Below are 12754 nucleotides of genomic sequence, written 5' to 3' on the forward strand. Positions count from 1 at the left end.
GGCGCGATGAGCAATGCCCCCGATTTCCGCCTGTACCACTCCAATGCCCTGGATGTGTTGGCCCAGCTGTTGGCCCATGCGCTGCGCGAGCCGGCGCCGGGCCAGCCGTTGTTGGCTGCCGATATCGTCCTGATCCCGCAGGTGGCGATGCGCCGTTGGCTGCAGTCCACGCTGGCTGCCGAATATGGTGTGTCAGCCAATCTGGAATTCCTGACCCCCGGTGAATTCGTCGCCAAGGCACTGAAGGCCAATGTGCCGGGCGAGCGAGACGATCTGGGCGCGACCGGCCTGCACTGGCGCTTGTACGGGGCGTTGACCGACAGCACGTTAATGCAGAAACCGGCGATGGCCGGGCTGCATGCCTACCTGGACCGCGATGATCCGCTGCGCCCGTGGGCGCTGGCGGCCGAGCTGGGCGGGGTGTTCGAGAAGTACCAGGCCTGGCGCCGCGACTGGCTGCTGCGCTGGGAGGACGGCGCTGAGCCGGACGACCCGCAGGCCATCCTGTGGCGGCATATCGCCGGCGGACAGAACTACCGCGCACGGCGAATCAACGATTACCTGGCCCGCTTCGAAGGCGAGCACCAGCCCTTGCCGCAGGGTCTGCCGCAGCGGCTGTTCGCCTTTGCCACGCTCAACGTCTCGCCGGACGTGCTGCGGGTGATCGCCAGCCAGGCACGGGTCGGCACGCTGCACTTCTATATGCCGACGCCAACGCGCTCCTATTGGGGCGATCTGCAGACGCTGAAGGAAAAGCTGCGCAGCGGCCTGGCCGAACCATTCGGCACCGAGGCCGGCGAGAACCCGCTGCTGCAGGCCTGGGGCGAGGCCGGCCGTGACTTCATGGCGGTGCTGGGCGATTACGAAGTGGTGCACCCCAGCGGCGAAATCGCCGCCTATGTCGACCCGGAGAGCATTCCCGTCCCCGGTTTGGATGACGGCGGGCTGGGCGACAGCTTGCTGCATCGCCTGCAGGCCGACCTGTTCCACCGCCGCGCGCTGCCCTCGCCACCGTTGCGCGAGACGCTGCGGGTGGACGACCCCAGCATCCAGATCCACGCCTGCCACACCCGCCTGCGCGAGATGCAGGTGCTGCACGACCAGCTGCGCGCGCTGCTGGAAGACCCGCGCTTCGACCCGCCGCTGCAGCCGCGCGAGATCGCGGTGCTGGCACCGGATATCGACCCCTACGTGCCCTACCTGGAATCGGTGTTCGGCGGCCGTGGCGGCAACGATGCGCACATTCCATGGGCACTGGCCGATGCCAGTCCGCTGCAGGGTGAGCCGCTGGCCGAGGTGTTCGTGCAGCTGCTGGGCCTGCCGGTATCGCGTTTCGGCCTCAATGAAATTCTTGACCTGCTGTCCAGCGCGCCGCTGGCGTCCGCCTCCGGTCTGGATGCGGCTGCATTCGAACGCCTGCACGGCTGGCTGCAGGCAGCGGGCGCGCGTTGGGGCCTGGATGCTGGCCATCGCAAGCAGCGTCAGGCGCCGGCAGACGATGCCTACACCTGGCAGTTCGCACTGGACCGGCTGCTGCTCGGCCACGCCAGCGGCAGTGATGAGGACATCGCAGGCGTCGCGCCGTGGCCGGAACTGGAAGGCGGTGGGCTGGCTGCACTGGATGCGCTGATCCGCCTGCTGCGTGTTCTCGCCCGCCACCAGAAGACCCTGGCCGAAGCGCTGACTCCAAATCAGTGGCGCGAGCGCCTGCTCGGCCTGCTGCTGGCGTTGCTGCCGGAAACCCCGACCGAGCCGTCCGCGGTGCGCGCGCTGGATCGCCTGCGCAAGCTGGTCAACGAGTTTGCCGAAGAAGCCAACACGGCTGGTTTTGACGCGCCGGTACCGGCTGAAGTCGTGCGCGCCCACTTTGCCTCGGTGCTGTCCGAGGCCGATACCCGCGCGCCACTGCTGACCGGCGGCATCAGTTTCGGCCGCATGGTGCCGATGCGCCTGCTGCCGTTCCGGGTGATCTGTGTGTTGGGTTTGAACGACGGCGATTTCCCGCGCCGCGATCCGGCTGCCGGCCTGAGCCGGCTCACCGCCGAGCTGGGCACCGAGCGTCGCCGCTATGGCGACCGCTCGCTGCGCGAGGACGACCGCTTCCTGTTCCTGCAGCTGTTCGCTTCGGCCCAAGACGTGTTCTACCTGAGTTACCTCGGCGCAGATGCCCGCGACGGCAGCGTGCGCGAACCCTCGGTGCTGGTCAGCGAACTGGTCAACGCGGCGTCGGCCTATCACCTGGACAGCGCTGCCGCGCGCAAGCACCTGGTGGTGCGGCATCCGCTGCAGCCGTTCGCGCCGGCGGCGTTTGGCGGCGATGGCGAGCCGCGCCGTTTCAGTTACCGGCGTCAGTGGCATCCGGCCGCCAGCGCGGTCGGCGGCAGCCGGCAACGCTTGGCGCCGTGGTTTGACGGCCCGCTGAACGCACCGCTGCCGACCGCGCTCAGTGACGACAGCCTGTCGCTGGATACCCTGCGCCGATTCATCAGTGACCCCGCCGGGCAGTTCCTCAGCCAGCGGCTTGGACTACGGCTGGCCGGTGACATCGACGACAGTGAAGACATCGAGCCGCTGCTGGTACCCAGCGGTGGCCGCCTGCATTCGTCCTTGCAGCAACATGTGCTCAGTGCCTTGCTGGAAGGCCGCGAAGCTGGCCTGTACCAGCGTCTGCGTGCCCGTGCTTTATTGCCTTCCGGTGCGCTGGGACGGCAGCAGTTCGAACGCATGCTCAGCCGCATCCGGCCCTGTGCGGAAACGTTTTCGCAGTGGTACGACGGCCAGCCGCTGGGCTCGCAACGTTACGAAGTTCAGCTCGATGGCGTGCGCCTGCATGGGCGTGTCGAGCAAATTCATCCACAGGGCCTGATCCGCCTGCAGGCGGGGTCGCCAGGGGTGGCCTATGTGCTGCGCGGTGGCCTGGATTGGCTGCTGGTGAACGCTGCCGGTGTGCCGTCAGCGATGCTGCAGTTCCATGACAACGGACAGGCTGGCTATGGCCCACACCGCTTGCCTGAGCTGTCTGCAGAAGCTGCACAGACAGCCTTGAAAGCCTTGCTGCGCCTGCGTTCCGAAGGAATGCAGGCGCCGCTTCTGTTCGCCCCGTACACCGGCTGGGAGATCTACAACGCCGATGAGGACAAGCGCGAAAACGCGGCGCAGGCGCGCTGGTTCGGCAGCGAACACAGCTGGGGCGAGCGCAACGGCGAAGCCCTGCAATTGGCCTTGCGCGGCACCGATCCGTTCGCTTCGCCAAGCACTACTCACAGATTTATCCACAACGCCTTGTTGATATTTACCGCGCTGCGCGAGGGCCGCGTTTTGCCCGATTTCGATGCTGAAACCGATCTCACGAACGGAGCCGGCGCATGAGCACCGAAGCGCTGCAGCAGGACCCGTATCTGCACCTGCCGTTGGATGGCCTGCGCCTGATCGAGGCCAGCGCCGGCACCGGCAAGACCTTCACCCTGGCCACGCTGTTCACCCGGCTGGTGGTGGAGCAGGGCCTGCGCATGGGCCAGATCCTGGCGGTGACCTTCACCGACGCGGCCACCCAGGAACTGCGCAAGCGCATCCGCGAGCGTCTGGAACTGGCTGCGCGCGTGGTCGACAGCACGCCGGACGACAACGACAGCCCCGAAACCACGCTCACCCGCGCCATCCTGCAGCGCCACCTGCAGCAGGGTGTGGAAAGCGCCGCGCAGCTGGGCCGGCGCCTGCGCATTGCCGCTGAAGAAACCGACCTGGCCTCGATCTTCACCATCCACGGTTTCTGTACCCGCGTGTTGGGCGAATACGCTCTGGAGAGCGGCCACACCTTTGCCGCGCCCGAGCTGCTGGCCAATACCCGTGAGCTGCATGCCGAACTGGCGGCGGACCTGTGGCGCCTGCACGCAGGGCAGGGCGAGCATCTGGAGGCGCTGCTCGGCCTGTGGAAAAGTCCGGATGCATTGGCCCGGGATCTGCCGGCATTGGCGGCCGAACTGCCACTTTATCCACAGCCGCCGCAGACCCTGATCGAAGACACCCGCCCGTTCCGCGACGGCGCAGCGCAGCGCCTGGCCGCCGGCATCGCCGAGCACGGCGACACCTATCTGCAACAACTGCGTGGCGCGCTGGAAGGCGGCATCCTCAACAAGTCCAGCTACAAATCCGACTGGATCGAGCCGCTGTTCCAGCAATTGCTGCAGTGGAGCCGTCACCCCGATCCGACCGCCGAACTGGACGGACGTCTGGAACGGCTCACGCTGGAGGCGCTCACTGCCAAGACCAACAAGGCCAAGGCCGGCAGCACCCCGCAATCGCCGCTGCAACCACTGATCGCCGATTACTTGCAGGCGTTGGCGCAGGTGACGCAATGGCAGCGCCAGCAGTCGATCGTGCTGCTGCACCAGCTGCGCAGCGAAGTCCGCCAGCGGCTGGCCCAGCTCAAGCAGCTGCGCCGCCAGCAGACCTACGACGACCTGATCGACAACGTCGCCAAGGCCTTGCATGGCCCGCATGGTGCACACTTGGCCGAATGCCTGCGTGCACAGTACCGCTTCGCCCTGGTCGACGAATTCCAGGACACCGACCCGCGCCAGTGGGACATCTTCCGCCGCGTGTTCGCAGCCGATGACGGCGATGCCGCGCTGTTCCTGATCGGTGACCCCAAGCAAGCCATCTACGGCTTCCGTGGCGGCGACGTGCATACCTATCTGCAGGCCAAGGCATTGGCCGAAGCCGCGCCGGCGCTGGACCGCAACTTCCGCTCACGCCCGGGCGTGCTGCGCGCGATCCAGGCCTTGTACGACAACGCCGGCCCCGAAGCCTTCCTCGACGAACGCATCCAGTTCGAGCCGGTCTTGCCGGGCAGCAAGCGCAGCGACGCCGATTACCTGCTCGACGGCAAACCGGCACCGGCGCTGACCCTGCAGCTGATTACAGGCGACGCCGATGGCAAACCGTTGAAGGCCGATGCATCGCGCGACGCCGCCACCGCCGCCTGCGTGGCAGATATCCACAGGGTGCTCAGTGCCGCCCGCGAAGGCCGCGCGCTGGTCGATGACAAGCCGGTGCAGCCGGGCGATATCGCCGTGCTGGTGCGCTCGCATAAAGAAGCCTCACGTGTGCAGCAGGCCCTGGCCACACTCGGCATCCCGGCCGTAGCGGCAGGCAAGCAGAGCCTGTTCGCCAGCACCGAGGCGCATGAACTGCGCCTGCTGTTGTTGGCCTTGCTGCAACCGGCCGACGAAGGCCGCCTGCGCGCCGCATTGGCAACCGTGCTGCTGGGTGAAAGCGCAGCCGCCATCGCCGCGATGGAACACGAAGGTGAACAACAGCGCCTGCACCAGGAACGCCTGCTGCAATGGCGCGAGCGCTGGCAGCGTGGCGGCGTGCTCGCCCTGCTGTCGGACCTGTGCGCCGAGCAGGCCGAACGCCTGTTGCTGCTGATCGACGGCGAGCGCCGCCTCACCAACTACCTGCAGCTGGCCGAAGCCCTGCAGGAAGCCAGCAACCGCAGCATCGGCCTGCATGGCCTGCTCGATTGGCTGCAGACACAGATCGCCCACGCCGACGAAGGCGACGAAGCGCAGCTGCTGCGGCTGGAATCGGATGCCCGCCGTGTGCAGATCATCACCCTGCACAAGAGCAAGGGCCTGGAATACCCGCTGGTCTACCTGCCCTTTGTCGGCATCGCCACCAACGCGCCGGACAGCAGCAACCACCGTACCGTGCACGACGGCGAACAGCGCGTACTGCACTGGAAGATCGACAAGGAAGATCCCGATTGGAAGGCCGTGGGCCAGCAGGTCAACGCCGATGAGGAGGCCGAAACCGCGCGTCTGCTCTACGTCGGCCTGACCCGCGCCGAGCATGCCTTGTGGATAAGTGGCGGTGCCTTGACTGGCCTGGCCACCTCGCGGCTCGGGCCGATGTTGCAGGGCTTGCCCGAACACGCCGACATCCAGGTGATCGAAGACGACAGCGGCCCGGTGCCGACACGCCTGCCGCCCGAACGCGAGCAGGCCTTGCTGCCGGTACGCGAGGTGCGCCGCAGCGTGCCGCACGACTGGTGGGTCTACAGCTTCACCCAGCTCGCCCATGCCGAAGGCGGCCACGACACCGCTGCCGCTGCCACCGAAGACAGTGGCGGTGCCGCCGACGAACCGGCGCAGGTCGACGTCGATGCGGAGCCGGCCAACGAAGCTGCCGCCGCACAACCGGAAGTGTTCGATCCGCGTTTTGCCGGCAGTCGCTTTGGCAACGTGCTGCATGCCGCGCTTGAGAATGTCGACTTCGGCATCTGGCGGGATTGGAAACCCACCGAACAGGCACCCAAAGGGCAGGGCGAGATCATCGCCAAGGCCATGCGCGCAGACGGCTATATCGACGAAGAGATCGAAGACGGCGTAGCGCTGCTGACCGAGCTGATCGGCCAGACCCTGACTGTCACCCTGCCCGAAGGCGGTGCCCTGCATTCGCTGGACGAAGGCGAGCGCCGCGCCGAAATCGAGTTCCACTTCGCCATGCAGCCGACCACGGTGCCGGCACTGCTGCGCGTGCTGCATGCACACGGGGTTGTGCGCGGTCGCAACGGCTTCGGCCTGCGCCGCCAGCTGGAAGGGCTGATGACCGGCAAGATCGACCTTACCTACGTCCGCGACGGGCGCTGGTATGTGCTCGACTACAAGTCCAATCGCTTGCCGGACTACGCCCCAGCGCAGCTGGATGCGGCCATGCGCCACAGCGAATACGACCTGCAGGCGCTGATCTACACCGTGGCGCTGCACCGCTGGCTGCGTTTCCGCATCGGTGCAGGCTATGACTATGCGCGTGACTTCGGTGGCATCCGTTACCTGTTCTGCCGGGGCCTGGATGCAACGCGTCCGCAGTCGCCGGGCCTGTACGCGCACAGCTTCGCACCGGAGCTGGTGCATGCGGTGGATGAATTGTTTGCCGGTGGCCGCGACGGCCATGCGGCCTTGTTGGCACGACTGGGAGGCGAGGCATGAGCCTGCTGGCCGCATTGAACAAAGTCGGCGTCCTGCGCGCGCTGGATCATGCCCTGGCGCAGAGCCTGCGCCGCCTGGATGCGGAGACGCCGGATGCGGTGCTGGCTGCGGCTGCCTTGGCGTCGCTGGCGGTATCGCAGGGCCACGCCGGCTTTGATCCGACCCAGCCACAACGGCTGGTGGATGCGGGTGTGGAATGGCCGGCTGCCGAGGAATGGATTGCGCAGCTGGCGTCGTCCAAATGGATATCCACAGCTGTGGATAACAGCGTGGAGTCGCAGCAGGCGCCCTTGGTGTGGGAGAACGGGCTGCTGTATCTGCGTCGTTACCGTGAGTACGAACGCCGCTTGGCGGCGGGTCTGCAGCGAATCGGGCAGGCACCGGTTGTTGGTGGTGATGTTGCTGGCTTGGCGCAGGTGTTTGCTCGGTTGTTTCCGGGGCAAGCGGTGCCTGCAATCCAACAGGCTGATCTGTTCGGAGCGCCCTCACCCCAACCCTCTCCCGCAAGCGGGAGAGGGGGCCAGAAGCGGGCGGCGCCGCAAGACTCGCAGACCTCCGAGCAGCTGGACCTCTCCCTTCTCCCGCAAGCGGGAGAAGGTGCCCGAAGGGCGGATGAGGGGAGGCTTCTAGACCACCAGGCCCGCGCCGCAGCCACCGCCCTGCGCCACAACCTGCTGCTGGTCACCGGCGGCCCCGGCACCGGCAAGACCACCACCATCACCCGCCTGCTGGTGCTGCTGGCCGCACAGGCACAGGCCACAAACCAACCGGCACCGCGTGTCGCCCTGGCAGCGCCAACCGGCCGCGCCGCCGAGCGCATGGCTGAAAGCCTGCGCCACGCCCTGCAGAAGCTCTCGGCGCAAGGCATCGACAGCGCCCTGTGCGAACAGCTGCCAAGCACCGGTACGACTCTGCACCGCCTGCTCGGCGTGATCCCCGATTCACCGCGCTTCCGCCACCACGCCGACAACCCGCTGCCTTATGACGTCATCGTGGTCGACGAAGCCTCGATGATCGACCTGCTGCTGATGACCAAGCTGGTCGAAGCCATCGCTCCCGGCACCCGCCTGGTGCTGCTCGGCGATCCGGACCAGCTGCCGTCGGTGGAAGCGGGCGATGTGCTCAGCGCCATCCTGCGCGCGGCCGGCGATGGCCAGCGCACCACCGCAACGGACGCCGATGCACTGCGCCCGCTGCTGGGCGAATTGCCAGTCGATGCGATCGAAAACAAACCCGCCGACTTCGCCGGTGCCCGCGTGCAGCTGCAGCGCGGCTACCGCCAGAGCGAAGCCCTGCAGCTCGCACCGCTGGCCGCTGCCATGCGCGACGGCGATGCTATTCAGGCGTTGCAACTGCTACGCGACGGGCAGCTGACCGGCGTGCATTTCCACGAAGGCGATATCGATCCGCTGCAAGCCTGGCGCGAGCCACTTCAGCACTACTGGCAGGCGTTGGCCGATGCTGCCACGCCGGCCGATGCGCTGGCCCTGGCCGGCCGCATGCGCCTGCTTACCGCCGTACGCGAAGGCCCGCAGGGCGCGCGCGGACTCAATGCCCGCATCGAAGAATTGCTGGCTGGCACCCGTGGCCGCGCGCTGGGCCCGGGCTGGTTCCACGGCCGCCTGTTGATCATTGGCGAGAACAGCTACCGCCACCGCCTGTTCAACGGTGATGTCGGCATCTGCCTGCGTGATGGTGACGGCCGCAGCGTCAGCGCCTGGTTCCCCGGCGACGATCCTGCCAATCCGCGCGCCTTCCACCCGGCGGCGTTGCCGCTGCACGAAAGCGCCTTCGCTATGACCGTGCACAAGGCGCAGGGCTCGGAGTTCGACCAGGTCTGGCTGCAGCTACCACGCCGCGACAACCGCGTGCTCAGCCGCGAGCTGCTCTATACCGGCATCACCCGCGCCCGTAACGGCCTGCATCTGGCCGGTAGCGCCGAGGTAATCGAGGCGGCGTTGGCCCGCCACGCCAGCCGCTGGTCAGGCTTGGCGCAGCGGTTGGGACATGAGTTTTGATTTACTGAGCTGTAGCAACTAAGGAGAAGGGAATGAAAAGGAAGATGTTGGTAGGTCTGCTGTTGAGTGTTTGCGGGTTCTCCGCGTTCGCGGATGAAAACCGCTTTGAGCTGCCCTTAAGTGAGGTGCTGAATTCAACACAGGCAAGAGAATCGGCGGGAATTGATGGGAGCGTCCGTTTCTACTTCGGTAGTGCTTGGCTCCTGAGAAAGGACTATGTACCGGCTGGAAGCTTTGGTAATAGAGACGGGAGTGCCGTGATCTCAAAAGGAACAAACACAAAGCGCTATGAAACAAAGGAAGAAGCATGTCGAGACGTGATGACTGCGATATTGCGTGACGTCCAACGTATCGCTACGCGTAAAGGCGCGAATGCAGTTTTCTTCACTGCGGGATACTACGAGGTTGATCCGTTGACTGTCCGGTCCAACGAGAGCAAGTTGAGAAGTCAATTCATCTCTGAAGATAAGTATGTCTGTCGGTCTGCATGGATCAATACGAATGTGACTTTCGAGGTGATCTACGCGAATGAAGACGTGCAAGGCATGGAGGCAGGTGCGGGCTGATAGCTGTACTTGGCCGGTCGAAAAGCATCCTTGCTTGATGCCATGGGCCAGAGGTAAGCCGGTCGTGGTCTCCCCCCTTTGCCATAGGCAAGGGGGAGGGTTTGGGAGGAGTGCTTTGAAGCGCTTTGCTTTTCCCAAAATCCCAGCCTAAATAGGCCCAACCCAGAACACCGCAAGGAAGCCCATGAAAACCCTGGCAACCACCGCACTGCTGGTGCTGACCCTGACCGGCTGCAGCAAGGACGCACCGGCCACCGCCACGCCCGAGCCCACTCAGGCAACGACCAGCAGCAACGCGCAGAACGTCAGCAGCGCCCGCACTTTCCTCAGCCACATCTACGCCGGCTACCACCCCGACGCCGGGCTGGATGCCATCCTGCCCGACGAGCAGGTCTACACGCCGGCCCTGATCGCCGCGATGCAGGCCAATAGCGACGCGTACGCCGGCGAAGTTGGCTATCTGGACGGCGATCCGCTCTGCGACTGCCAGGACACCGCGCAGGACCTGCGCCAACTCAGCTTTGATATCCAGCCGCTGGCAGACGACCAACTGCGCGCCAGCACCCAGCTCGACGACCCGCAGCACCCCGTGCAGCTGCAGTTGACCCTGCAGCGCCAGGGCAGCAGCTGGCGTGTTGCCGATATCGCCAGCCCGCGTGCACCGAGTCTGTTGCAGGCACTGGAGCGCGACACCCAAGCTGCTAAGGGCAAAAAATAAAGGCTGCTTTAGTTTTTTGAAGTATTTGATCCCTTTGCGGTAATTTATAACGCGTACGTTAGATTTTGATGCTGTGGCAACCCGCATGCGATATTTCTAACGTTTACGTTAGATTTCGCTTGAGCTACACGCTTTTATAGCGCAATCTAAAGCCTGCGTTATATTCCAGGGAGCCAGCCATGCAGGTGCAGATCGACCAGGCGTCAGACATCGGCCAGTACGTCCGCGCTGTACGCAAGGCGCAGGGCCTGCGTCAGGATGATCTGGCAGCAATGGCGGGCACCAGCCACGTGGTCCTGGGCAATGTGGAGCGGGGCAAGGACACCGTGCAGATTGGCCGTGTATTCGAATTGCTGCGGCAGCTGGGCATTCGTGTGCAGCTTGATCTGCCTGTGGACCTGCAGCCGCCGGAGCGCGGCTGATGGCGATCGAGGTCGAGGTCGAGCCGCGTCAGCTCGATGTGTGGCTGGAACAACAGCGCATCGGTGAGCTGTACGAGCAGGGCAACCTGTGGGCGTTGCACTACGATCCGGTCTGGCGTGACAACGGCTTTGACCTGTCGCCGGCCTTGCCGCGCAATGCGGGCGAGATCCAGGACGGTGGCAGCCAGCGTCCCGTGCAGTGGTTCTTCGACAATCTGCTGCCGGAGGAGGGCGGGCGCCAGTTGGTCGCCGCCGATGCCGGCATCAATGCGGCCGACGCATTCGGCCTGCTGCAGCGTTTTGGTCCGGAGTCGGCAGGCGCATTGACCTTGTTGTCGCCCGGACAGCAGTTGCCGCCTCCCGAGTTGCGGCCCCTGCCCGATGCCGAGCTCTCGGCACGTATCCAGGCGCTGCCAAGGCAGCCGCTGTCGCATGGCGCGCCAAAGCGCATGTCGCTGGCCGGTGCGCAACACAAGTTGGCCGTGGTGTTGGAGCAAGGCCAGCTGTGGGAGCCGATCGGGCAGGCCGCCTCTACCCACATCCTCAAGCCAGACCACGAGCAGGTGGATGACTACCCGCACAGCGTGGTCAATGAGTGGTTCTGCATGCGCCTGGCTGCCGCGTGTGGCTTGCCGGTACCGGAGGTGCAGGTGCGGCGGGTGCCGGAGCCGGTCTATCTGGTGCGTCGCTTCGACCGTGAAGGCGAGGGACTGCACGTTCAACGCCGTTATGCGCTGGACGGATGCCAGCTACTGTCGCTGGACGCGGTGTTCAAATATCAACAAGCCAACAGCACCGCCCTGCGGCAGCTGTTGGATATCACCCGAACACCGGCAGCTACACGCTTGGCACTGCTGCGCTGGCAGCTGTTCAACTTCTTTATTGGCAATGCCGACGCCCATCTGAAGAATCTCAGCTTCCTGTGGGGCGAGAAGGGCTGGGAGCCGGCGCCGCATTACGATCTGCTCAGCACTGCGGTGTACCGGGCGCCCGACTGGGGAATCGAAACCCTGGTGTTCCCGATGGGCAGTGCCACGCGCTTTGCCGATGTCACCAAGGCGGAAATCGGTGCTTTTGGCCAAAGCATCGGGGTTCCTGCAGCGCTGACCCTGCGGGAGCTGGAGCGTCTGGCCAAGGAGCTGTGGCGGGAAGCGCAGGCACTGCTGCAGGCCTATGAGCAGGGCATCACCCATGAGGTAGATCCGGGTGAGGCGCGTCTGCTGCGGCAAATCGTTTACGGACCCATCACCGACGCGCTTGCCTGGGCATCCAGATGGAGTCGTTCCTGAGTCGGCCGTGGATGTTCGTAAAATCAATGAAAAACAAAGTCTTATGTATTTTCAGGGGGCGAGCGTACAACGCGATTAAGGGCCTCTCCATCCCCACTTCACCCCCGGCTGGTAGCATGTCTACCCCGTAATCCAAGCGCAGTTCTGTAATGGCCGATCCCAAGAACCCGTCCGTCACCCAAGCCCAGGCTGAAGACGCCGTGCGCACCCTGCTGCGCTGGGCCGGTGAAGATCCCTCCCGCGAAGGCCTGCTCGACACCCCGCGCCGGGTAGCCGAGGCCTATGGCGACTGGTTCAAGGGCTATAACGATGACCCGCGCGAGTACCTGGCCCGTACCTTCGAGGAAGTGGCCGGCTACGACGAAATGATCGTGCTGCGCGACATCGAGTACGAAAGCCACTGCGAGCACCACATGGCGCCGATCATCGGCCGTGTGCATGTCGGATACATCCCCAACGGCCGCGTGGTCGGCATCTCCAAGCTGGCGCGTGTGGTCGAGGCCTATGCGCGGCGCTTCCAGGTGCAGGAAAAGATGACCGCGCAGATTGCCGACGTCATCCAGGACGTGCTGCAGCCGATGGGCGTGGGCATCGTGGTGGAAGGCGCACACGAGTGCATGACCACCCGCGGCATCCACAAGCGTGGCGTCAGCATGGTCACCTCGCGCATGCGCGGCACCTTCCATGACGACGCGCGCACCCGCGCCGAGTTCCTGCGTTTCATCGAAGTCGGCCACGCCCGACGCTGA

8 protein-coding genes are annotated in these 12754 nt (G+C 65.3%); all 8 read left to right on the plus strand.

From position 1 onward, the window contains the following. Positions 1-6: 6 nt before the first annotated feature. The 8 genes from recC (at position 7) to folE (ending at position 12754) form a co-directional block, all read left to right on the plus strand. The gene (recC, locus tag ACVOLV_RS00865; protein ID WP_481552733.1) at positions 7-3369 is read left to right on the plus strand and encodes an exodeoxyribonuclease V subunit gamma; all 3363 of its coding nucleotides are present in this window, start codon (positions 7-9) and stop codon (positions 3367-3369) included. Next, a complete protein-coding gene (gene recB / locus ACVOLV_RS00870) occupies positions 3366-6992 on the plus strand; it encodes an exodeoxyribonuclease V subunit beta (protein WP_481552734.1) in 3627 nt (1208 codons plus the stop codon). Before recC ends, recB begins: the two co-directional genes overlap by 4 nt. Beyond that, positions 6989-9010: an exodeoxyribonuclease V subunit alpha gene (recD, locus tag ACVOLV_RS00875; protein ID WP_481552735.1), complete on the plus strand. Its 2022-nt coding sequence runs from the start codon at positions 6989-6991 to the stop codon at positions 9008-9010. Before recB ends, recD begins: the two co-directional genes overlap by 4 nt. A gap of 32 nt (positions 9011-9042) precedes the next feature. Beyond that, entirely contained in the window at positions 9043-9576 is a 534-nt protein-coding gene (locus ACVOLV_RS00880; protein ID WP_481552736.1) for a hypothetical protein, read from the plus strand. A 184-nt stretch (positions 9577-9760) separates the two neighbouring features. Beyond that, positions 9761-10294 carry a DUF3828 domain-containing protein gene (locus tag ACVOLV_RS00885; protein ID WP_481552737.1) on the plus strand — a complete coding sequence of 178 codons (534 nt, stop codon included), beginning with the start codon at positions 9761-9763 and terminating at the stop codon, positions 10292-10294. Between the two features lie 179 nt (positions 10295-10473). Continuing rightward, positions 10474-10716 (plus strand): helix-turn-helix domain-containing protein, encoded by a 243-nt coding sequence (locus ACVOLV_RS00890; RefSeq protein WP_481552738.1) that lies wholly within the window; start codon positions 10474-10476, stop codon positions 10714-10716. Next, the gene (locus ACVOLV_RS00895; RefSeq protein ID WP_481552739.1) at positions 10716-12005 is read left to right on the plus strand and encodes a HipA domain-containing protein; all 1290 of its coding nucleotides are present in this window, start codon (positions 10716-10718) and stop codon (positions 12003-12005) included. Before ACVOLV_RS00890 ends, ACVOLV_RS00895 begins: the two co-directional genes overlap by 1 nt. Positions 12006-12154: 149 nt before the next feature. Next, positions 12155-12754 (plus strand): GTP cyclohydrolase I FolE, encoded by a 600-nt coding sequence (folE, locus tag ACVOLV_RS00900; RefSeq protein ID WP_303748099.1) that lies wholly within the window; start codon positions 12155-12157, stop codon positions 12752-12754.

Source organism: Stenotrophomonas sp. STEN023 (assembly GCF_056760135.1).